Here is a 20,970-nt window from a genome sequence, read left to right as displayed (position 1 = left end):
GAAGCTGTTGGCGGGTTGAGAGCGCGATAAGCTGGTTGGTCGCCTGTTGCGCCTACAAGCTGCCCGTGGCCGACTGGCTCTGACTGACAAGCTCGGTGAGCAGGTCTGCATCGGCCTCGATATTCTCGACCACCTGCGCCTGCACGCGCATGCTCTGGCGATAGCCCTGCATCGACGCCTGCAAGCGGGCGCGCGCCTGCGCGATGATCTGGCTGGTGGACAGCGCGCGGTCGAACTCGGCGGGGAACTGCTGGCGCAGCGCATCGTCGGTGGATGCGAGATCGAAGGCGATGCCATCGGCCTGGTTCATCAGCGTGCCGATCCGCTGCATCGAGCGGGTGATCTGATTGAGCGACGAGAAGTCGAGGCGCTGGAGATGCTTCGCCATGTTGGTCAGCATCGACGCCTGATTCTGGAGCGCCTGTATCTGGTTGTTGATTTGCGTCAGCGTGCGCGCCGCCGTCAGCACATTCTGCGCATAGTTGCTGGCATCGAACACCGGGATAGCGTGCGCCGGTGTCGCCGGCACGATCGCGGCGGCGGTCATGCCGGTGGCCGCAACACAGGCGGCAAGGATACGGGTTTTCATAAGAACAGCTCCTTTTGCTGGGGGTTGAGAGGATCAGTCGCGGCCGGTTGGGCAGCGGGGAAATCGGTGAGCAGATCGGCGGCCCAGTCGAGGCCGCGCGCACGCAACATCGCGGCGGCGAACCCGTCCGGGCCGTGATGTTCAAGAAGGTCGTCGATCAGGCTTTGGCTGGCGGCATCGGAAGAGCCGCAAAAAGCGAGCGCGACAGGCCCCAGCGCCAGCTCGAACAGCCGGTTGCCGCGCCGCGATTGCAGATAATAGTGCCGCTTGGGCGTGGCGCGGGCGACCAGCTCGATCTGGCGCTCATTGAGGCCGAAGCGTTCATAGGTGGCGCGGCCCTGCGGCTCGATCGCGCGGTCATTGGCGAGGAAGATCCGCTGTGGGCAGCTTTCGATGATCGCGGGCGCAATGCTGCTGTCGGCAATATCGGCGAGGCTCTGCGTGGCGAATACCACGCTGACGTTCCTGCGGCGCAGAACCTTGAGCCATTCGCGGATGCGGGCCGCGAACACGGCATTGTCGAGGAACACCCATGCCTCATCAAGGATCAGCAGCGTCGGCCGTCCGTCGAACCGCTCTTCGAGCCGATGGAACAGATAGGTCAGCACCGGCAGCACGACGCCGGCGGTGTTCATCAGGGCTTCGGTCTCGAAGCATTGCACATCGCTGAGCGCGAGGCGGTTTTCCGCCGCGTCGAGCAGGCGGCCGAACGGCCCTTCCAGCGTGTACGGCATCAGGGCCGCTTTCAACGCATTGGACTGGAGCAATACCGCAAGGCCGGTCAGCGTGCGCTCTTCGGGCGGCGCGCTCGCGAGGCTGGTGAGCGCGGACCACAGCGCTTCCTTGACCTCCGGCGTGACATCCAGCCGCTCATGCGCGAGCAGCGAAGCTGTCCATTCGGCGGCCCAGGCGCGTTCGCCATCATCGTCGATATGGCGCAAAGGCTGGAACGCCAACGCGTCGCTCTCGCCCAGCGCGTGATGCTCGCCGCCCATCGCCAGCACGGCGGCGCGTGCGGAACGCCCCTTGTCGAAGATATAGACCTGTGAACCGGGATAACGGCGGAACTGCAAGGCGAGCAGCGCCAGCAGCACGGACTTGCCCGCGCCGGTCGGGCCGACAATGATCTCATGCCCGACGTCGCTGACATGGGTGGACAGCCGGAACGGCGTCGATCCGCTCGTCTCGGCGTAGAGCAGCGGCGGACCGGAAAGATGGTCGTTGCGTGCCGGTCCCGCCCATACCGCCGACAGCGGCATCAGGTGCGCGAGGTTCAGCGTATGGACCAGCGGTTGCCGGACATTGGCATAGACGTGGCCCGGAAGGCTGCCCAGCCAGGCTTCGACCGCGTTGACGCTCTCGCGGATGCAGGTGAAACCCAGACCGTTGACGATCCGTTCGACAATGCGGACCTTTTCGTCCGCCGCCGCGCGATCCTCGTCGGATACGGTGATGGTCGCGGTGTAGTAGCCGAAGGCGACGTGATCGCCGCCGAGCGCCTGTAGCGCCAGGTCGCTATCGGCCACCTTGTTGTCGGCGTCGCTGTCTGTGAGCGGCACCGGCTCGTTCATCATCACTTCGCGCATGAGCTGCGCGATCGACTTGCGCTTGTTGAACCATTGCCGCCTGATCTTCGTCAGCGTCTTGTTGGCGGCGGTCTTGTCGAGCGCGATGAACCGGGTGGCCCAGCGATAGGCGAAGTCCTGATGATTAAGGGCGTCGAGAATGCCGGGGCGCGTGGCATTGGGAAATCCCATCACGGTCACGGTGCGCAGATGGCGGTCGCCCAGCATCGGCTCGATGCCGCCCGAGAGCGGCGTATCGACCAGCAGCCCATCGAGATACATCGGCGTTTCCGGCACGGCGACGGAATGGCGCTTCGTGGAAATGCAGCCGTGGAGGAAAGTCAGCGTCTCGCTGTCGTCGAGTGGGCGCACCTCCGGCATGAGGCCGGACAGCAGATCCAGCACGCGGTCGGTCTCGGCGATGAAGGCGCGCAATTCCTGTCGCCAGTCGCGACCTTCCTGCGGCACGTCGCGTTCGAGCAGCGCGCGCTCGGCGCGGCTGACCTGATCGGCGGGCGGCAGATAGCAGAGCGTCAGATGATAGGCGCTCTCGAAATGCTGGCCCTTGCGCCCATCAAAATGGGCGCGGCGTTCCTCGTCCACCAGCCATGAGGCGGGATCGGGAAATGCGCTGTCGGGATAGCCCAGCGCCTCGATGCGCTCGGCGTCGAAGAACAGCGCCCAGCCCGAACCGAGCCGGCGCAGCGCATTATTCGCCCGCGCGCAGACCGAGACCAGTTCGGCCTCAGTAGCGGATTCGAGGTCGGGACCGCGAAAGCGTAGCGTCCGCTGGAAGCTGCCGTCCTTGTTGAGCACGACGCCGGGCGCGACCAGCGCGGCCCAGGGCAGATGATCGGCCAGCCGGTCGGCGGCGCTGCGATATTCCTTGAGGTTCAGCATGTGAGATATCCCCGCTGGCGAAGATGCCGGGCAAGCACGGCGGCGAAGTCAGGATCGCGCTCGGCCGCGAACACGGCGAGGCTATGGCCTGCAAGCCAGAGCAGCAGGCCCGCGATCCATTGCTGGAGGCCCAGCCCCATCGCGGCGGCGAGCGTGCCGTTGAGGATTGCGATGCCGCGCGGTGCGCCGCCGAGCAGGATCGGCTCGGTCAGCGCCCGGTGCAGCGGCACCTCGAAGCCGTCGATATGGCCTCCCGCCGCGATGGAACTGGCCCCGGCCATCAGACCAGCGCCCCGCCGCCGAAGCTGAAGAAGGACAGGAAGAAGCTGGATGCTGCGAACGCGATCGACAGCCCGAACACGATCTGGATCAGCTTGCGGAAGCCGCCGCTCGTCTCGCCGAACGCCAGCGCAAGGCCGGTTGTGATAATGATGATGACGGCGACGATCTTGGCGACCGGCCCCTGAACGGATTCGAGCACCTGTTGCAGCGGTTCTTCCCAGGGCATGCCCGAGCCTGACGCCATTGCCGTGACGGGAAAGATCAGCGTGGCGGTCGCGATGGCGGCAAGTTTTGACGGTTGGCGCGTGGGGGTGGACGCATTGGTAGCGTGCATAGTCAGTCTCTTGTGTGGGTGGGAATGGCGAGGTCGGTGACGGCATAATCGCCGTCGCTATCGAGACCGCGGACCTCGGCCACGCTCTCGACCCTGCGGCCGGTTCCCCGGCCGGAGATGAACACCACCATGTCGATCGCATCCGCGATCAGGCGGCGGGGCACGGTGACGACGCCCTCCGAAACAAGCTGCTCGATCCGGTAGAGCGCGGAGCGCGCGCTGTTGGCGTGAACCGTGGCGATGCCGCCCGGATGCCCGGTGTTCCATGCCTTAAGCATGTCGAGGGCCTCGCCGCCCCGGACCTCGCCGACGATGATGCGGTCCGGGCGCAGGCGCAGAGTGGAGCGGACAAGATCGGCCATGCTGACCGCGCCCGCCTTGGTACGGAGCGCGACCGTATCGGGCGCGGCGCATTGCAGCTCGCGCGTGTCCTCGATGATGATGACCCGCTCGTCGAGCGTTGCCATCTCATTGAGAAGCGCGTTTGCCAGCGTTGTCTTGCCCGACGACGTGCCGCCCGCGACAAGGATGTTCCGGCGCTCGACCACCGCCATCGACAGCGCCAGCGCGACCTCCGCACGCATGATGCCGTCCGCCACATAGTCGATCAGGCGATGGATGCGGGCGGAGGGCTTGCGGATGGAAAAGCAGGGCGCGGCGGATACCGGCGGCAAGAGGCCCTCGAACCGTTCTCCCCCCTCGGGCAGTTCGGCGCTGACGATCGGTGCGCCGGCATGGACCTCGACGCGGACATGGCTCGCGACCAGGCGGATAATCCGTTCGGCTTCGGCGGCTTCCAGCCGTGTGCCGGTATCGACGCGGCCCTCTCCCAGACGGTCCAGCCGGAGCGCGCCGTCGGGATTGACCATAATCTCGATCACCAGCGGATCGGACAGGGCTTCCGCGATCTGCGGTCCCATTGCTGTGCGCAGCATCGCGCGGCGACGACCCTGCGCGGTCGAGTTCGCGCTGCCATTCAGGGGGCCGCTCATCGCGAACCTCCATCATCGGCGGGCGCTTCGCCGATGCTGCGGCCGCTGGCGAGCTGGCGGCCTACCTGATCGACAAAGCGACGGAAGCGTTCGCGGCCCACGGCTTGCGCCGCCTTGTCGGTGTCCGGCAAAGGCGCAGTAGCGGTGAGTTGGTAGCGGACGAACAGCGAAAGAGTTTCAAGCAGGACATGACCGTTGCGTTCGATCCGGCTTAACTGGGCGCTGATCCTGTCCAGCCTGTGCTTGAGCAGGTCATCCACCTCACGAGTGGCCCGTCGATTGAGATAGTTCCGTAGGGCATCGGAAATGATCGCGGATTTGGACGTGCCGGGTTTCGACCCCAGTCGCTCCAGTTGCGCGGACAATTCCTCGTCCAGATAGAGATGATGGCGGGGTTTCATCAGCGCATCCCCCGTCAAAAGCTCGGCAGCAGATCGTCGCCGCGATCGCCTTCGTTCATGGCATGGGCACGCTGCACGGTGTCGAGACCGCGCAGCCGATCCATTGCCCGCCGATCAGCAACCGCGTCGCTCTCGTCGTCGATGGTGATGAGCGCATCCTTTTCGGTGTCAGCGGACGCAACCACTTGCTCTTCGGGAAGGCCAGGGTGACGCTGCTGCTGCAGGCCGCCTTCGCTTTCTTCGTCAGGGGCTGCTGCGTCTTCCGCCACGTCGGCCGTCAGTCCGATATGCAGCCCGCGCACTTCGCTGCCCCAATCATCGGGACGCGGTTTTGGCCGGTCGGCATAAGCGCCGTCATTTCCGTCCAGGCGCGGCGGCGGCAGTACCCGCGACGTGAAATTGCGGTCCTCATAATACCGCAGCTTCTTCGCGCGGATCGGCGCAAGACCTGACACCATCACCAGCTCGTCGGCGGGTGGAAGCTGCATCACCTCGCCGGGAGTCAGCAGCGGCCGGGCCGTCTCCTGCCGCGACACCATGACATGGCTGAGCCAGGGCGCGAGCCGATGACCGGCATAATTGCGCTGCGCGCGCAATTCGGTGGCGGTGCCCAGCGCGTCGCTGATCCGCTTCGCAGTCCGCTCGTCATTGGACGAAAAGGCGATGCGGACATGACAATTGTCCAATATGGCGTTGTTCTCACCATAGGCTTTGCTGATCTGATTGAGCGACTGCGCGATCAAATAGGCCCGGATGCCATAGCCGGCCATGAAGGCGAGAGCGGTTTCAAAAAAGTCCAGGCGGCCAAGCGCGGGAAACTCGTCCAGCATCATCAAAAGCTGGTGCTTGCGGCTTTTCTTGGGGTCGCCTTCCAGCCGCTCGGTCAAACGGCGGCCGATCTGGTTGAGGACGAGCCGGACAAGCGGCTTGGTGCGCGATATGTCGCTGGGCGGAATGACCAGATAGAGCGAGACGGGAACCGGCCCATCGACAAGATCGGCGATGCGCCAGTCGCATGCACTGGTCGTCATCGCCACCGTGGGATCGCGATACAGCCCAAGGAATGACATGGCCGTGGAGAGGACGCCGGACCTTTCGTTTTCCGATTTGTTCAGCACCTCGCGCGCCGCGCTGGCGACGACGGGATGGACCTGCGGATGCTCCTTGGTGCCGAGATGGTTGGTGGCCATCATCCGGCGCAGCGTGTGCGCGAACGACCGCTGCGGATCGGACAAGAAGGTAGCGACACGCGCCAGCGTCTTTTCTTCCTCGGCGTACAGGACATGGAGGATCGCACCGACGAGCAGCGAATGGCTGGTTTTCTCCCAGTGCGATCGGCGCTCCAGCGCGCCTTCGGGATCGACAAGGATATCGGCGATATTCTGAACGTCGCGCACCTCGTCGGGACCTTTGCGGACCTCCAGCAAGGGATTGTAGCGGGCCGAACGCGGATCGGCTGGGTTGAACAGCAAGCAATGGGAGAAGCGTGATCGCCATCCGGCCGTCAGCGTCCAGTTCTCGCCCTTGATGTCGTGAACGACGGCGCTGCCGGTCCATGACAGCAGCGTGGGGACGACAAGGCCGACACCTTTGCCCGAGCGGGTCGGCGCAAAGGCCATGACATGCTCGGGTCCGTCATGCCGGAGGTAGTCGGCGCCCAGGCGGCCAAGAAACACGCCTGCACCGCGAAACAGCCCCACCCGCTTGATCTCACGGCGCGAGGCCCAGCGGGAAGAACCATAGGTCGTGACGTGGCGGTTCTGCCGTGCGCGCCAGAGCGCACCGGCGATGGCCGAAGCGCAGCCGAGAAAGCCGCTGGCGCCAGCCAACGCCCCGGCCTTGTCGAACACATGGGGGGCATAGGCTTCGTAATGATACCACCAGCCAAATAGCTGCCAGGGTCGATAGATCGGCGTGCCGAAAAGCATCGCCCAGGGCGGCCCGAGTTGCGCCTGATAGCCGAGCATGGCGGCCGCCCATTGGGTCGCGGCCCATACGCCCAGGATGACGATGGCGAATATGACGAAAATCTGCCCGACAAGCAGCTTGGTAGGGGTCATGACAGTGGCTCCGACTCGCGGGCCGCAACAGGCGGCGCGAACGAATCGAAGCTGCGTCACATCTGCAACAAACTGTTATACCCGTTATGTTCCCACAAGAACCCGGCACATCCCTTGGGAAAGGTGAACGGTTTCCGATAATGATCGCCGAACATTTTTCACAGCCTTAGCTACGTATAACCCGTCAATGCTCTCTTCATGTTTGGAGCGGACCTAACACGGACCAAATCTTCCGTGACCATAGGATGCGCCATAGGTAATTTTTGTCCTGCGGACTTACCCGCATCTCCATTTGACAGGAGTTCACCATGGAACGCGACTATGAACGGAATGACGAGGAACTGATCGATCTCGGCAGCGCCAGCGTCGAGACGAAGGGTAATGTCGGGGGCCAGGGCGATACAATCGGCCTCATGCGTAATTCGGGCATATCGGACGATTGATGAAAGCTGTCGACGTGCCCTAGCACGTCGGCAGTGTCACATTGCCTTGGAGGTTTCGTGCCACTCCAGCTTCGCCCTGCCGTCCATCACGCCATCGCCGATGGACGGAATATCTTTCTCGACATCGAACGGGATCGCTATTTTTGCCTGCCGCCCTCTCTGGACCACGCATTCCGCGCTTTTCTTCACACGGATTGCCGTGATCCACATGGTCTGTCGAAACTCATCGAATTGGGTGTTCTCGTTGATGATCCCGATCGTCACGATCCACCAGTTACGTTGAGGCCACCCTTTCGCAGTCTGCCAGAGACCGCTGCCGCCCCGGCAGTCCCATATATCGCAATCGCGATGGCAGCGATCAGGATCGAGGCCGCGAAATGGCGCCAGCACCGGCACTCATTATGGGCAAGGCTCGACGAGCTGCTCAATATCACCGTGTCAGATACCGACCATGCCCCGGTCGGCCAATTATCCCGATATGTTCATATATTCCGGAGGGCGGGGCTTTTGACATCGACGAGAGACTTCTGTCTCCCATACTCGATCATGTTGACGAAATTCCTTCGGCGGCGGGGATTTGCGGCACAGTTGGTCATCGGGGTATCGGGACGCCCCTTTGCCGCCCATAGCTGGGTACAGATCGACGATATGGTCATCAACGATACGATCGACAACATATCCCGGTTTACCCCGATAGTTGTCGCGTGATGAGCTTCCAGCGTTTCCTGTGCATCGCGACCGACCGCCCTGGCGACCCACGATATGAAAGGCTAGCCGCCTCGCCGGTCCTGAAGGTCAAGGGATATAGCCTTCTGGCCAAGAGGCCAAACTATGCTGTCTACGGAAACGCACACATGCATTCCATGGTGGAGCAGTCGCGGAATGTCATCCTTTTGGGAACATATTACTCGCGAAACGGCGATCATTTATCCTCCCTTGAGGGCATAGCGCTTCCCAGGCCGCTGCTAAGCTTCAGTGCAATGCTCGACAATATCTGGGGTAGCTATATTGCCGTTCAAGAAGATGAGGACGGGCAGATTTTTCTGTTCAGGGATCCGTCTGCCACCCTCCCCTGCTACATGCTGAGATGCGGAGATGGGTTGACGCTTGCGGGCAGTGATGTCCGCGATCTCTATGCACTCAGCAGCGTCCACCCAACGCTGTGCTGGCCTCATATCGCAAGGCGTTTACGAACGATCCAGTATCGCGATCATCAGACGGCCCTGCACGAGGTCACGGAACTGCTGCCCGGCCATGTCACATCCTTATCGAAAAGGCAGGAGGCGGTGCCATTATGGTCGCCATGGGCATTTGTGGAAACGAACCAGCGGATATTCGATCCAGTTCAAGCCGCCGAGCGTCTGCGCGACATTGCATTATCCACCGTTCAGGCCAACGGAAAGCGCTTCTCGCACGCACTCATCAGCCTTTCGGGCGGGCTGGATTCATCAATCGTATCTGCTGGCCTTGCAGGCGCGGACATTCCATGTTCAGCGGTCACCTTCCTCTCCGGTACAGCGTCAGGAGACGAACAACGCTACGCCTCCGCAGTGGCCGAATTTCTCGGCATACCGCTATTTGTTCGTCATCTTGACGACTATCCTATCGACATCACCCAATCGGATGCCGCTCATATCCCTTCGCCCACGGGCCGCCTCTTCTGGCAAAGTGCAGACCAGATCGTCCGTGAGGTCGTCAATGAAACAAAGGCGGATTGCCATTTTCATGGCGGCGGTGGCGACAATGTTTTCTGCTATCTTCAGTCGGTCGCGCCAATCCTTGACGCGCTCTACGTGAATGGAGCGGGCGCCAAAGCCGTTTCGGTTATGGGCGATATGGGCCGACTGACCAATAGTGACCTGTGGGAGGTCTTCGGCCGCACATGGCGGCGGCGCCTCACGGGCCGTCGCCACTATCGCTGGCCTATTGACGATAGCTTGCTGACGAATGCTGCGGCCGAAATCGGGAAGGTGGACTTCCGTCATCCCTGGCTTGAGGCACCAAAGACCGCACTGCCGGGATCTACCGCCCATATCGCGTTACTCCTTGCGATCCAAAATTATCTGGAAGGCTACAGGCACGAGCAGCTCATGCCGGTGATCGCGCCATTACTGTCACAGCCGCTGGTCGAACTGTGCCTGCGCATACCAAGCTGGATGTGGGCCGAAAATGGCGTCAATCGCGCAGTTGTTCGCAAGGCCTTCGAGGGCAGGTTACCCCAAAGCATTTTGTCGCGCAGGTCCAAAGGGACGCCAGACGGCTATTCAATGGCCCTTTACGAGCGGCATAGGCCGCAAATTCGGGCCATGCTCCACGATGGCGCGCTGGCGCGAGAGGGACTCATCGACCTGGTGGCTGTTGACGGCATACTCGCCGAACGCATGCCCATCCGCGGAGAAGCCTATGCGCGCATCCTGTCCTTTTGCGATTTCGAGGCCTGGATTCAGGCATGGGCCTGAGATGGCAACCACTGATCAGTCAATCCGTTTGCTCTTTCCGGATACCAACCAACGCTCGAACCAGTCGAGGTTCCGGCGATACATCGCCAATCGATGCGCCGGCTGCCAGATGGCATGATGTTCCTGCGGGAACACATAGAAATCAACGGGACGGTTCATTTCCCGATAGGTAGCGACGGTTTCGAGCGCCATCGCATATTCATCATCGGGAACCTGAATAAGCAGCGGTATAGTTATTCGATCGACATTTTCGGCAAGAGATATGCCTTCCCAAAAATTGTCATGTCTGTCCCGATAAGCCGGATATCCGCTTTCCTGAAGAACCTTGGCCCAGGCTTCTCCGCCAACGGCCATCAAGCTCTTGGGATCCATACAGCAGGATCCCATCGACGCGGCGGCAAAGATGCCTTCCGTATTGGCGAGGGCGAACCATATCCCCATCGCGCCCTCACTGGTTCCGGTAATGCCAACGCGCCCTGGGTCTACAACGCCCAGCTTCTCGACGGTCTGGAGCCCGGTTATCAGCGATGACAACACGTTGCGCCGATCCATCCAGTCACGGTTGTTTTCGCGTTCAAATTGCTCCCAGGTTCGGCGGTCCCCAACTCGTGCCTTCGCCTCTGCCCACCGGGCCGGACGATCAAGACTGAGGACCGCGAAACCGCGCGCGGCAAAGGGAAAGATGGGATATTGATCGCCCGTGGCGCCGCGCAAGAATCCGCGTGTCGTATATTGGGTGACGATCAAGGGATGCCGTTCGCCTTCCCGATGATCCGGCGGCAATATCAGATCGCCAAAACTCTCCGAACCATAGGCCGTCTTCCAATGTAAACGCTGCACTTTTCCCAGCCGTAGGGTCGCAAATTCCGGGTTGGGATCAACAATGGTCCGGCTGATGCCTGTTACTGGGTCAATGGCCACGAGACGAATGGGTTCACGCGAACTCTCCCGGCCGCACACAAGCAGGCCGTTTGCATCCTGGCAATTGGAGAGAACGGCGTCGGTACGCAATGCTATGGTTGGAGCCTTGCCGGGTATCCATCGATACAGGGCAAGCTGACTGTTCGCCCAACCTTCCCGACGGAGATAACGCACTTCCCGTCCATCCGGCGAAAGCCACGCACCCTCCAGATGATCGCGACATTGAGCCGATGGGCATCGGACAGGCGCACGATCGTTTCGTTCCTGGAACAAAAGAACGTTGGGAGACTGATAAAGGTCGGGAAATCTAGACACGATCCAGACCTTGTTCCCCCGCACTATCGACAAAGCCTGCGTACCGTTCTGCACGCCGGACGCGGACATCGGGTCCAACCGGATTCGTTCGTCGGCGGACGCCTCCCGGATCACGCCCGTGGCAGGATCGATCGAGCGATATTCGAACGCCACCGGGGCGGGCGGAAATGGCTTGGGCCCGGCCACGGGGATGACCCGCTTGTCCTGTCGATAGCCACCACGCCCCTCCTCGTCGATCTTGCGGTGCAAATCAGCCAATGCCGGGCGAATGGAAAAGATAAGGTGGCTTCCATCGCTCGACCAGGCAACCGCCTCCGCATCGACGTCGAGTGTGGTGACGGCATTGGCGGACGAACCGTCAGCCCGGACACGCCAAATCTGCGACACATTATCCATCCGCTTGAGATAGGCGATCCATCGTCCGTCGGGTGACCATGCCGGGGTTATGATCGCCGGCGTGCCGGACGGATTCACCAAGCCTCGCAAATTATTGATCGTGTAATAAATGATCTCGCCGCCTGCATCGATCTGCCGCGCACTGCCCGGCTTCGTTAGGTCGGCGACATACAGCCCCTGACAATAGGAATTGGCGAGCGGATCGGCCTGTCGGATGGTGAAAGCAACCATCTTGTGGTCGGGTGATATCGTGAACGGCGACTGATCCGGCACGGAATAACCAGGCATGCCGATGTCCCGCAGTCGTGCCAGATCTTCTGCCGAATTATCCCGCAATGGACGCTCCGGGACGAGCGCGATTGGCGGTGTCAGAGTCGAGCAGGATGTCGAGGCGCGGACGGGACCGCCGACGAGGAGGCCAAGCGCAAGCCAAAGCACGCCGATCGTGGTCGCATTATGTCTGGAAAACATGGGATCACCAGCTTTTGCTGATGGTGAGACTGACAAAGCGACCAACCGGAGAATAGTTGGTCGAGTCATACGGCGGGAAATAGCTTGCAGATGTCCGGATCAGGTCCGGTTTTTTGTTGCCGATGTTCTGGAGGGAGACGAGTATCTCCATATCCCGCAGCACCCCCGCCCCCGCCTCGACCTTATAGGCTGCACTGAGATCCAGCGTAGTCATGCCGGAAACGCGCGTCGCGGCGGCAGCGCGTTCGTCGCTAAGGCCGCCGACATAGTTGACATAGGCAGCAAGCGACATCGGACCTTTGTCCCAAAGCAGGCTGGCCCGACCGCGGACATGGGGCGGGTAGAATATAACGCCGGCTATGTCTTGGGCCTCCTCTCCAGGGACGAGGCGCTGTTTACTGTCCAAATAGGTTATGTTCCCCTGAACGGTGAACGCCCCTGACCTTGCGATTTCCATCTTGTAGCGTAGCAACAGGTCTACGCCCTGTATAATCTGGCGTGCGATGTTCCGGCTACGGTTGTCGACGATGGCAACGACGGCCGAGGGATCGAAGGCCGATCCCGTATAGTCGCTGAAGATATAGGCGGGATTCGCAACAATTCCTGTAACCGCATCGAGCGTCGGCGCATATGTCACGAGTTGACGATAGGCCTGATTCACGAGCGCGGATTGAATGCCGCTGATGGGCGCTGCGACGCGATCCCTGTAGTCGATATGGTAATAGCTCAGTTCGGCATGGAAGCCTGACCATGATGCCGGGGTGATTTCAGCCGTCACCGTCCAACTCGTCGCCCGTTCCGACTTGAGATCGGTGTTCGCACCATCGAGCAGGAGGGCGCTGCTGTTGGATGGAAACGACGAACCGCCGAGCGAAGCTGCCGGATAAAGAGAAGCATATTGCACAGCATATTGCTGATAGAGGGTCGGCGCGCGGAACGACTTCCCCCATGTCGCCTTGAAGCGAATATCGGCCACGGGCGCATAGACCAGACCGACTTTGGGCGTGACGATCTGATCAATCCCTGCGTAATTTTCGTACCGCAGTGCCCCGCTCAACGAAAAACTCGATATGCCTTCCAGATTTTGATCCTTGGAAACGATCGGCAGATAGAGTTCGCCAAAGGCGTAGTATACATTTTGCTGTTCGTTGACGCTCTGCGCACTGCCCTGCGTACGGAAGGCATGGAAGCCGATTTCTCGATAACCGCCGCCCACAGCCAACCGCGCCGCACCCCCTGGCAGTTGTGCGATCGGCCCCTCGACGGAGAGGTCGGCATTGATGAGGGTGTTGCAATAGCAGCCCCGCGTCGGACTGATATTCGTCCCGGCGACAAACAGGTCCGATCCGTACCGGCTTTTGTCTTCACCATAAACGCCGAGCAATGTCAGGCGCCAGTCCGGGGTAAATCGATAATTGAGTGAAGGAGCAATGGAATAGGATGTCGAGTTTCCAAATCCCGACAATCCGAAGTCGGATAGTGGACCGACGGGATTGAGCGGCGTCTTATAGTGCGATCGTCGAGCATTGAACGTCGCATCGACGCTGAAGTCGAGGTCCGAAAAAACCTCCTGGTGCGCGCTGACGATGGCGCTATGGCGGCGCATGAACGGCACGAGGGTCTGATCCGGGTTCAAGTCTGACCCATAGGATCGGTGATCTGCCTTGATCGCCGTATCCCGCCCAAAATCATAGGTCGCGATCAGGCCGCCGCCATTCCATGTCTTGCCGCCAACCACGCTATACTGCTGCTGGAAGCCGCCGCCGTCGGTCGAAGTGCCGAGCCTCGCGCTGGTCCAGACACCCTCAAAGTCCCGCCGCAGGATGATATTGACGACCCCGCCGACCGCATCCGAGCCGTACAGGGCCGACGATCCGTCGCTTACCACCTCCATGCGCTCAATGGCGGCAACGGAAATGGCGGAAACATCGACGCCTTGATTGGCCGCATTATAGGCGACCCGATGGCCATTGAGCAAAGTCAGGGTCGCGTCCTGGCCGATCCCGCGCAGATTGAAGGTCGCGCCCGAACTCACATTGATGTTGTCGGTTGATCCTCCGGTGCCCATGCCAACCCCCGGATTCTGCCCTCCGTTGAAGTTCTGCGGCAGCGAGCGCATCGCTTCGCCAAGATTGGACTGACCCGCCCTGCGGATATCGTCCCGGGTCATGACGGTGGTAGGGGACGCCACAGCCGCCCCCCGGATGCGTGAACCGGTGACAATGATTCCGCCCGTTCCCGGCACATCCTGGCCGGAATTTTCGGCTGCCGGGCGGCCTCCCCCCCGAATCACGATCGCGCTGGCTGATTTCTCCGCGACAAGCCCGGTGGTCGCAATCACATGCTCGACAGCCTGTATGGCGGTCATTTCGCCAGTCAGTCGAGGAGCCAGCACGCCTGCAACCTGATTGGGTGTGAACATAATCTCAGCGCCCGTCTGGCGAGCAACTTGCCGCAACGCCCGATCAAGGGGCTGTGACGGCATATCGAAACGCAGAACGATATCCGATTGTGCAAGCAGGGTGGCGGGAGAAAGGACCGCTACGCTCGCATAGACTACGGCTTCAAGACTGTTGAACGGCAGACGACTTCCCATTCCGATCCCCTTTGATGCACCCACGTGTCAAAGAGATCGACGGCCAAAAGACCCTTTCTCCTTAGTCGGCATTTTTCGGCACCGTTAAATTTTTTTTCTCAGGCTGATCCGATTGGCTCGGCTGCGATCCACCGCCAAGTCAAACAGATCGGCCAGATTTTGCGTCAACAGGTCGGGGCGATCGACACGAAATCGCCCGGAAACCTTAAGCGATTCGAGTTCAGGCGCACCGATCACTATCGGCACCGTGGCGTATCTGTTGGCTTCGCGCAGCAGGATGGGCAGCGGAAGTGCGTCAACGTCCAGAAGACCATCAGGCCAATCTGCGACGACCCGCGATATCGGCCAAGGCTCTGCAACGAAGCCAGTCGGCCCGAATGCGGTCTTCTCATTCGGCCGCAATCGACGCACCGGCAACGCCCGTGCGCCATCACGCACATTCACGTCGATCGCGCCGCGCAAAAGAACAACTTCCACCCTGCCCGGCGCGTTGAGATCGACGTCAAATACCGTGCCCCGGGCGGTGATCGCGCCGTTACCGGCGGTGACAACAAATGGGCGCACGTCGTGCGCGACTTCGAAACGCGCGCGCCCTCGTGCCAGCGATATCCGCCGCTCATGCCCATCAAAGGCGACAAAAAGGCGGGCTGCGCTATCCAGCGTGACCTTTGAACCATCCGCCAGCTTTATTGTGCGTATCTCCCCGACGTGGGTATCAACGCGGTAGGAACTGGCATCCTCAACGCTAGCCGGCAAGGCAGCAGGCCGTGGACCAACTCTGTGGGCGGCATCCGGCCCGAGAAGCACGGTTATTGCGCTCGACAACGCGAGTAGCATGACGGCGGCGGCGGCCAGCCCTCCCCCAACGCCCACCAGCCCCCAGCCCGTCGGCGCGATCCAACGGCGCCAGGATGGGGCGATGCCGGCGCTCTTGCTACCCGATTGCGCCACAATGCCCGAGGCCTGATATCTTCGCTCGATACGCCGATAGGCTTCGCCATGCATCTCATCGGCGTCCAGCCATGCCTCGAACGCATCCCGGTGCTGCGTGGCGTCCGGGCGCATCATCCGCGCGAACCACATCGCAGCTTCCTGGCGGAGTCGCTGCCTCTCCTTGTGGGTCACAGTTCCTCCAAAGCCTGATCGATATGAACGAGCGCGCGCATCATATGATACTCTACTGTCGAGACGCTGATGCCCAACCTGTGGCTGATCTCCTTATACGTCAGACCATGCACACGCTGAAACAGGAATATGACCCGCGTCTTTTCGCTCAAGCCGTCGATAGCCTGCCGGTAGCGCGAAATCTCCTCCTGAAGCGGCGGGACAGCGACGTCGCATTCGTCCAAAGGGATGGCGTCATTTTCGAAACGGCGTCGCTTCCGAAAGCAATCCACGAGCAGGTTTCGAGCAATCCTTTGGAGATATGCTGCCGGATTGATAATGCCCGCCGGGGACCGCGCGGCCATGTTGACGAACGTGTCCTGCACCAGATCGGCTGCTGCGTCATTATCACCCGTCTTTCGATGAAAATAGCGATGAAGGCGCGGTGCCTCCGACCGGAACAGCCGACCAAGCTCATCCTGCTCGCAGGAAGACGAAAAGGCCACCGGTCTTCCATCATCGATGCGTGACGGCGGACTCACGACGCAACGTCCCGCCACCGACGCGACGAAACAGATAATCGGAAATCCAGCAGAGACATGAGCGCGGCCAAGGCAGCAACACCAAACGCCCCGGCGTTACCGGGCGGTCAGCTTCGCAAGGATAGTCGCCTGATCCTGTGAACGGCGCGCGTCATGCTTGGCAAGGAAAACCCTACGGCGTGGTTGCCAGCTATTCCAGACCGCATTTCTATTGTGCCGATTAAACATCGGGATGCAATGTTCTTTATTCGGCGTGAAAATCTTCGCCTTATCTTTGGCATCCCGCCAGAACTGGCGCCGGACGCAGGCGGGGAGTTCAGAGGGGATTGATCGCCCGCTCGAGTTCAGTGAGGCGTTCCATACATGACGCCTCGACCAGGCGCGTCAGGATTTCGGTGCGGGCGCCCAGCCATTCCAGTTGCTCACGTTTGATGTGGAAGTCCTTGATGTAGCGCGCCTTCACATAGGCTTCCTGAAGTTTCTCATAGGCATCGACGTCTTCCCTGCGCCGACGGGGCCATGCTTCACTCACCCGGACATCAATCTGTTCCGCTTGCCCTCGGAGTTTTACCAGATCATGGCTGTAAGGGGTGTAGAACGTACGCACCAATAGCAGCCCATGGTACAGCCTCTCGACACACTGGTGTAGTTGAAAGGCTGCATTATTGTAGCGCCCCTTGCTCATGGCAAACCCGAATATGTCGAAAAATTCGGCTGCACTCGGAATCCATCGTTCGTGGTACTCCCGCGCCATATCGAAGGCCTGTAAAGGCGTTTTCGGTTGCGGGTCTACGAGTTCGGTATCATCCGATTCGTAAAGAGCGATGCCTTCACGCGCGATATCCATGAAGAAATAGCGCCCGTGAGCCAGCATGTCGTTTACCTGATCCAGCGAATGAACGAAGAACTGTACCGGCGACATGAACTTACGGGTAATGAGATATTCGAGACGGAGGCGCTTGCTGAGATTTGCCCAATAGGTTTCCCAATCGGTCAGCCGCTCGTCGTTGACGATGATAAGGATATCATAGTCGGAATGTTTGCCGATTTTGGTATGAGGCTCGTAGACCCAGTCGCCCCGCGCGTGGCTACCGAACAGGATGACCTTGACGATTCCTGCCCGTTTCTTCCAGTCATTCTCGGCATTGGCGAGGGCATCCTCGAATTCCTCGAAGATCATCCGCAAAGCCCGCTCCAGTTCATTCTGCTTCCAGCCCGGAAGATGATCGATGCCGCTCTTCATGATGCCGTTATCCAACCCCGCGGGCTGCATGGCGTTCGCCCGAGGTCAGGTTATCGCGCTCGCCCGCTTCCGCAACAATCTGTTCCAACTCCGCGATATACTCCTGACAGACGGCCTGGACCACGCGCGCCAGTTCCTGCGCTTGCTCCCCTAGCCAATGCAACTGACCGACACTGATAGCGTAGCGCTTGGAATAACGCGCCTTCACATAAGCTTCTTTTAAAAGGTTGAAAGCGGCCCGCTGCCAGTGGCTATCTTCAGGCCACACATGAACAAGTCGCCGATCGAGTTTCGCCGCTTCATCGCGCAGATAGCGGATATTATGCACGTGGGGTGAATACAACGTCTTTACTAACAGAACTGTGTGATAAAGATGTTCTACACTTTGGTGAAGCTGAAACGCAGCATTGTTTATTTTTTCCTTAGAGAAGCTAAATTCGAACGTCTCGTAAAAATCTGAAGAAGTGGCGAGCCACTCGGAAAAATACTCCCGCGCAAACCTCAGCCTGGATTCCGGCGTTTGCGGCCGCGGCTTTGGAAGCGGCCTGTCATCATCCTGATAAAGGAATATACCTTCACGTTCCACGTCGACGAAAAAGTAGCGCGCTTCCGCCAGCGATCGGTGAACTTCCTGTCGCGTATGAACAATGATGCCGACAGGTGTCTTGAGCCGCCGTGCGCGACGCATGCGGTCGAACTCTGTGCGAAGACCATTCCAGAAATCGCCATGTTCGGCGACCTGCTTGTGGTTGACGACGATCAGTAGATCGAAGTCGGAGCAATAGCCTTTGGCGGTATGCGGCTCATACACCCAGTCTTCCCGAGCATGGCTGCCATAGAGGATAATCTGGTGGATGCGCCCCTTCTTCTTCCATTGCGTCGCCTGTCGCGTGTGAGCATCCTCGAACCGCTCAAGAATCATCCTCCCGTCATCGCGCAATTCGCGCTGTTTCCAGGCGGGCAGGTGATCGAGACCGGTACGCATCAGTACGCTCCGGCGCGGTGATCAAAAGCATGGTCAACGGCGCTGCTCGCGACGCATCGTGTCAGCGCGCGCGTCATTGCGGCCCCGCGCCGGTCGCGAAGGGATTGCGGATGGTCAGCCGATCCTCGACCACCAATCCGTCCTGCATATCTTCCGACCAGAGCGTGTCGCATTCCGCCAGCAGCGCCGCGCTGACGATCATGGCGTCATAAATGGAGAAGCGATAGCGCTCGCTCAGGCGCAGACCGTCGTTATGCGTTTCGATTCCGATCGGCACGATGACCGTCAGGGCGCGGACGATCGCAAGGAAATCTCGAACCTCGCCCCAGCCGAAACTCATCTTGCGCCTTGCCACGTTGGCAAACTCATTGAGCACCTGCACACTCAGCGTGCATTCCCCGGCAAGCAGGGCTTCGACCCGCCCGGATTTGCTCTCGTCGCCGGAGGCAAGATAGACCAGCACATTGGTATCGAGGAAACTACCTGGCATTCACCTCTTCCCGATCGAATTTGAAGTCGGCGGGCAGGCGTCCACGGAAAGATCGCAAGCGTTGCAGCATTTCATCCCGGCGAGGCGACCGGACAATCCCCATATTGTGAGGGTCGGAGACGTGAAACACGATGTCGTCGCCCTCCTGCAATCCGAGCGCCTCCACGATTGCGGCGGGCAGTCGCACAGCCAGACTATTGCCCCATTTGGCTACCTGCATCATTCACCTCTCAAGATATCCTAACCATAATGTATATCAAAACCTTCTCGTTGAGCAAATTGATTTCGCAATGGCGTTGACGAAAAATGGATCGTTTCCCGATTTTGGGCTCTTTGCGCCACCAATGACCTACCACAGCTATCGGATAGGTATCCGACACGTCCACCCGCTACGCCGCGTATGGCAGCAAATTCGCGGCTGCCGCATTCCGATGTCGACCCAGGCCGTCGTCTAATAGCGACTCAGAATGCAAGCCCCTAAAAGCGATATAGAGATGAACTTGCCTGGAGCACGGTCGTCTTCGCGGTCAACATTTGCTGCCGCATGATGGGGCTTCGCGGGAGAACCTTCCAATGTGTGAAACGCACGTTCCAAAAAGACGGAAGTGCAACAGCCTCGGCGGAATGGTTCAGCCACGTCCTGGCAAGGACGCCTCTACACACCTAAGGGGTGTGTGAGCTGGGGAATGTTTAGATCGTAACGACTGCTTTCCTTTCGAAGAACTCGCCGGATAGCGCTCTCTTCGGCATAGGCCGGTGACTATGCCCTGTTCCTGGCTGATATGGGCGGTCGGCCTGCCGATATGACGCTGGCGAGGATTGACAACGCCAAGCCGTTCGGCCCCGGTAACTGCCGATGGCTCACAGTGGCTACCCGTTTGGCTCGGGCGATGACGGGATGGACGAAGCGCCGCGACTATTCGCCCGGGCATTTGAGAGCGCCGATCAGCCAGTCAAAGTCCGCTCCGCCGACTGCGGAAACCATGCGTGCCTCAATGTTGCGGTAGCTGGCGAGCACCCGCACGCCGAACGCAGTAAGCTGGCGCCACCCGCTTTCCCACGCCAACACGAGTTTGAACAACCGGCTCGGCCCAGGCGTGATTGAGGCTATCGACGAGCAGCCAGATACGCCGGTAGCTCATCTCGAGATCGCGGCCGGCGGCCGAGATTGCCCCGGTACTGGCAATGGCGTCCAGAACGAGTGCCTTGCCCGGCCTGATTGCCGGCTTCGCACCCCGCAATCTGGACGTTGACCCTCAGCAGTCCTTCAATGGCCAAACGCATCTCCCATGCCGGGTTGCAGCGTCAAAGCACCGACGCGCACGTCACTTGCCGATCAGCACGTCGCTTGCTTTGATGAGGACGGTCACCTCGTCGCCCTCGGCGAGGGAAAGGTCGGCGATTGCCTCCTCGGTGATGTTAGCGGTGATGACAACGCCATTGCCTATATCCACCTTGACCGACCCATTCACCGCGCCCGGCTGAATGGATGCCACCCGGCCTGTTATCTGGTTACGTGCGCTGATCTTCATTAGGCTGACCTTCAAAGGGACGTGAAAGGCGCAAATAGCACCAATACGGGCTGGCGGCGATGACTGATCCCGACCGCTCGCATCCCGTTTCGTGCTGATGATGAGGTCTCGAGAAACCAGAAGCTTTCCGAAACTCGATCCTTGTCGGAACGCTCGCGAACGGCAGCTCTCGGTCGAACCCGCCGTTGTCGAAATCGTCGCGGACGGCAAATTTGTCTCACAAGTCGGCGGTCGCTTTCGACGGCAGGCGACCAGACCCGGTCGTTCCGGCTTGGCCACGCCTATGTCGGCTTACCCTGAAACCCGTCATTTGGGTCTAGCATGCCGGCCGGTCTGCAGTGCGCCACAAG

At 60.3% G+C, this 20,970-nt stretch carries 21 protein-coding genes; 4 read left to right on the top strand and 17 right to left on the bottom strand.

The features are described 5' to 3' along the window. Window positions 1-52 precede the first annotated feature (52 nt). Genes trbJ through BMX92_RS10620 form a run of 7 tightly spaced genes read right to left on the bottom strand, consistent with a single transcriptional unit; the run spans window position 53 to window position 7,123 of the window. Window positions 53-589 (bottom strand): P-type conjugative transfer protein TrbJ, encoded by a 537-nt coding sequence (trbJ, locus tag BMX92_RS10650; protein WP_256213370.1) that lies wholly within the window; start codon window positions 587-589, stop codon window positions 53-55. Beyond that, a complete protein-coding gene (trbE, locus tag BMX92_RS10645) occupies window positions 586-3,054 on the bottom strand; it encodes a conjugal transfer protein TrbE (protein WP_093016205.1) in 2,469 nt (822 codons plus the stop codon). The genes trbJ and trbE overlap by 4 nt, the downstream gene beginning before the upstream one ends. Beyond that, complete coding sequence (locus BMX92_RS10640; RefSeq protein ID WP_093016203.1) at window positions 3,048-3,335, bottom strand: VirB3 family type IV secretion system protein; 288 nt, start codon at window positions 3,333-3,335, stop codon at window positions 3,048-3,050. Before BMX92_RS10640 ends, trbE begins: the two co-directional genes overlap by 7 nt. After that, window positions 3,335-3,670 (bottom strand): TrbC/VirB2 family protein, encoded by a 336-nt coding sequence (locus tag BMX92_RS10635; RefSeq protein ID WP_093016201.1) that lies wholly within the window; start codon window positions 3,668-3,670, stop codon window positions 3,335-3,337. Before BMX92_RS10635 ends, BMX92_RS10640 begins: the two co-directional genes overlap by 1 nt. Window positions 3,671-3,672: 2 nt before the next feature. Then, window positions 3,673-4,662 carry a P-type conjugative transfer ATPase TrbB gene (gene trbB / locus BMX92_RS10630; protein ID WP_218145758.1) on the bottom strand — a complete coding sequence of 330 codons (990 nt, stop codon included), beginning with the start codon at window positions 4,660-4,662 and terminating at the stop codon, window positions 3,673-3,675. Continuing rightward, window positions 4,659-5,063, bottom strand: a complete 405-nt coding sequence (locus tag BMX92_RS10625; protein WP_093016199.1) for a ribbon-helix-helix domain-containing protein — start codon at window positions 5,061-5,063, stop codon at window positions 4,659-4,661. The genes trbB and BMX92_RS10625 overlap by 4 nt, the downstream gene beginning before the upstream one ends. Before the next feature lie 14 nt (window positions 5,064-5,077). Then, window positions 5,078-7,123, bottom strand: a complete 2,046-nt coding sequence (locus BMX92_RS10620) for a conjugal transfer protein TraG (RefSeq protein WP_093016197.1) — start codon at window positions 7,121-7,123, stop codon at window positions 5,078-5,080. A gap of 308 nt (window positions 7,124-7,431) precedes the next feature. Here BMX92_RS10620 and BMX92_RS26920 point away from each other — a divergent pair, with 308 nt between their 5' ends. Then, complete coding sequence (locus BMX92_RS26920; protein ID WP_143066764.1) at window positions 7,432-7,566, top strand: benenodin family lasso peptide; 135 nt, start codon at window positions 7,432-7,434, stop codon at window positions 7,564-7,566. Between the two features lie 36 nt (window positions 7,567-7,602). Here the strand turns inward: BMX92_RS26920 and BMX92_RS27330 are convergent, their stop codons facing one another. Then, window positions 7,603-7,956, bottom strand: a complete 354-nt coding sequence (locus BMX92_RS27330; protein ID WP_177184987.1) for a hypothetical protein — start codon at window positions 7,954-7,956, stop codon at window positions 7,603-7,605. On the opposite strand from BMX92_RS27330, the gene BMX92_RS10610 reads away from it, so the two are divergent. Further along, window positions 7,915-8,274: a lasso peptide biosynthesis B2 protein gene (locus tag BMX92_RS10610; RefSeq protein WP_093016193.1), complete on the top strand. Its 360-nt coding sequence runs from the start codon at window positions 7,915-7,917 to the stop codon at window positions 8,272-8,274. The genes BMX92_RS27330 and BMX92_RS10610 overlap by 42 nt on opposite strands. A gap of 146 nt (window positions 8,275-8,420) precedes the next feature. Then, entirely contained in the window at window positions 8,421-10,025 is a 1,605-nt protein-coding gene (locus tag BMX92_RS10605; RefSeq protein WP_177184998.1) for an asparagine synthase-related protein, read from the top strand. Between the two features lie 15 nt (window positions 10,026-10,040). Here the strand turns inward: BMX92_RS10605 and BMX92_RS10600 are convergent, their stop codons facing one another. The 4 genes from BMX92_RS10600 to BMX92_RS10585 form a co-directional block, all read right to left on the bottom strand. Continuing rightward, window positions 10,041-12,128 (bottom strand): Atxe2 family lasso peptide isopeptidase, encoded by a 2,088-nt coding sequence (locus BMX92_RS10600; RefSeq protein ID WP_177184997.1) that lies wholly within the window; start codon window positions 12,126-12,128, stop codon window positions 10,041-10,043. A gap of 4 nt (window positions 12,129-12,132) precedes the next feature. Then, window positions 12,133-14,724, bottom strand: a complete 2,592-nt coding sequence (locus BMX92_RS10595) for a TonB-dependent receptor plug domain-containing protein (RefSeq protein ID WP_093016187.1) — start codon at window positions 14,722-14,724, stop codon at window positions 12,133-12,135. 84 nt (window positions 14,725-14,808) lie between these two features. After that, complete coding sequence (locus BMX92_RS10590) at window positions 14,809-15,807, bottom strand: FecR family protein (protein ID WP_143066767.1); 999 nt, start codon at window positions 15,805-15,807, stop codon at window positions 14,809-14,811. Between the two features lie 38 nt (window positions 15,808-15,845). Further along, entirely contained in the window at window positions 15,846-16,334 is a 489-nt protein-coding gene (locus tag BMX92_RS10585) for an RNA polymerase sigma factor (RefSeq protein WP_177184996.1), read from the bottom strand. Between the two features lie 189 nt (window positions 16,335-16,523). Here BMX92_RS10585 and BMX92_RS27325 point away from each other — a divergent pair, with 189 nt between their 5' ends. After that, entirely contained in the window at window positions 16,524-16,700 is a 177-nt protein-coding gene (locus BMX92_RS27325; protein ID WP_177184995.1) for a hypothetical protein, read from the top strand. On the opposite strand, the gene BMX92_RS10580 is transcribed toward BMX92_RS27325, so the two are convergent. The 5 genes from BMX92_RS10580 to BMX92_RS10555 form a co-directional block, all read right to left on the bottom strand. Continuing rightward, window positions 16,687-17,613 (bottom strand): HEPN domain-containing protein, encoded by a 927-nt coding sequence (locus tag BMX92_RS10580; RefSeq protein ID WP_093016422.1) that lies wholly within the window; start codon window positions 17,611-17,613, stop codon window positions 16,687-16,689. The genes BMX92_RS27325 and BMX92_RS10580 overlap by 14 nt on opposite strands. A 7-nt stretch (window positions 17,614-17,620) precedes the next feature. After that, on the bottom strand, window positions 17,621-18,598 hold the full coding sequence (locus BMX92_RS10575) for a nucleotidyltransferase and HEPN domain-containing protein (protein ID WP_093016181.1): 978 nt from the start codon (window positions 18,596-18,598) through the stop codon (window positions 17,621-17,623). A 73-nt stretch (window positions 18,599-18,671) separates the two neighbouring features. Then, window positions 18,672-19,088 (bottom strand): PIN domain-containing protein, encoded by a 417-nt coding sequence (locus BMX92_RS10570; protein WP_093016179.1) that lies wholly within the window; start codon window positions 19,086-19,088, stop codon window positions 18,672-18,674. Then, a complete protein-coding gene (locus tag BMX92_RS10565; protein WP_256213369.1) occupies window positions 19,078-19,311 on the bottom strand; it encodes an AbrB/MazE/SpoVT family DNA-binding domain-containing protein in 234 nt (77 codons plus the stop codon). The genes BMX92_RS10570 and BMX92_RS10565 overlap by 11 nt, the downstream gene beginning before the upstream one ends. Before the next feature lie 1,102 nt (window positions 19,312-20,413). Then, complete coding sequence (locus BMX92_RS10555; RefSeq protein ID WP_093016177.1) at window positions 20,414-20,620, bottom strand: TOBE domain-containing protein; 207 nt, start codon at window positions 20,618-20,620, stop codon at window positions 20,414-20,416. Window positions 20,621-20,970: the final 350 nt, after the last annotated feature.

Source organism: Sphingobium sp. YR768, assembly GCF_900111125.1.
Lineage (GTDB): Bacteria > Pseudomonadota > Alphaproteobacteria > Sphingomonadales > Sphingomonadaceae > Sphingobium.
This window is presented reverse-complemented; position numbering and strand designations above follow the sequence as displayed.

Bases quoted from the DNA above. Each gene is read 5' to 3' on its own strand.
- BMX92_RS10610 (WP_093016193.1), top strand. From the start codon at position 7,915: ATGGCAGCGATCAGGATCGAGGCCGCGAAATGGCGCCAGCACCGGCAC.
- BMX92_RS10620 (WP_093016197.1), bottom strand. From the start codon at position 7,123: ATGACCCCTACCAAGCTGCTTGTCGGGCAGATTTTCGTCATATTCGCC.
- BMX92_RS10575 (WP_093016181.1), bottom strand. From the start codon at position 18,598: ATGCGTACCGGTCTCGATCACCTGCCCGCCTGGAAACAGCGCGAATTG.
- BMX92_RS10635 (WP_093016201.1), bottom strand. From the start codon at position 3,670: ATGCACGCTACCAATGCGTCCACCCCCACGCGCCAACCGTCAAAACTT.
- BMX92_RS10580 (WP_093016422.1), bottom strand. From the start codon at position 17,613: ATGAAGAGCGGCATCGATCATCTTCCGGGCTGGAAGCAGAATGAACTG.
- BMX92_RS10640 (WP_093016203.1), bottom strand. From the start codon at position 3,335: ATGGCCGGGGCCAGTTCCATCGCGGCGGGAGGCCATATCGACGGCTTC.
- trbJ (WP_256213370.1), bottom strand. From the start codon at position 589: ATGAAAACCCGTATCCTTGCCGCCTGTGTTGCGGCCACCGGCATGACC.
- BMX92_RS10625 (WP_093016199.1), bottom strand. From the start codon at position 5,063: ATGAAACCCCGCCATCATCTCTATCTGGACGAGGAATTGTCCGCGCAA.
- BMX92_RS27325 (WP_177184995.1), top strand. From the start codon at position 16,524: ATGCTTGGCAAGGAAAACCCTACGGCGTGGTTGCCAGCTATTCCAGAC.
- BMX92_RS10565 (WP_256213369.1), bottom strand. From the start codon at position 19,311: ATGATGCAGGTAGCCAAATGGGGCAATAGTCTGGCTGTGCGACTGCCC.
- BMX92_RS10605 (WP_177184998.1), top strand. From the start codon at position 8,421: ATGCATTCCATGGTGGAGCAGTCGCGGAATGTCATCCTTTTGGGAACA.
- trbB (WP_218145758.1), bottom strand. From the start codon at position 4,662: ATGAGCGGCCCCCTGAATGGCAGCGCGAACTCGACCGCGCAGGGTCGT.
- BMX92_RS10590 (WP_143066767.1), bottom strand. From the start codon at position 15,807: ATGTGGTTCGCGCGGATGATGCGCCCGGACGCCACGCAGCACCGGGAT.
- trbE (WP_093016205.1), bottom strand. From the start codon at position 3,054: ATGCTGAACCTCAAGGAATATCGCAGCGCCGCCGACCGGCTGGCCGAT.
- BMX92_RS10600 (WP_177184997.1), bottom strand. From the start codon at position 12,128: ATGTTTTCCAGACATAATGCGACCACGATCGGCGTGCTTTGGCTTGCG.
- BMX92_RS26920 (WP_143066764.1), top strand. From the start codon at position 7,432: ATGGAACGCGACTATGAACGGAATGACGAGGAACTGATCGATCTCGGC.
- BMX92_RS10570 (WP_093016179.1), bottom strand. From the start codon at position 19,088: ATGCCAGGTAGTTTCCTCGATACCAATGTGCTGGTCTATCTTGCCTCC.
- BMX92_RS10555 (WP_093016177.1), bottom strand. From the start codon at position 20,620: ATGAAGATCAGCGCACGTAACCAGATAACAGGCCGGGTGGCATCCATT.
- BMX92_RS10595 (WP_093016187.1), bottom strand. From the start codon at position 14,724: ATGGGAAGTCGTCTGCCGTTCAACAGTCTTGAAGCCGTAGTCTATGCG.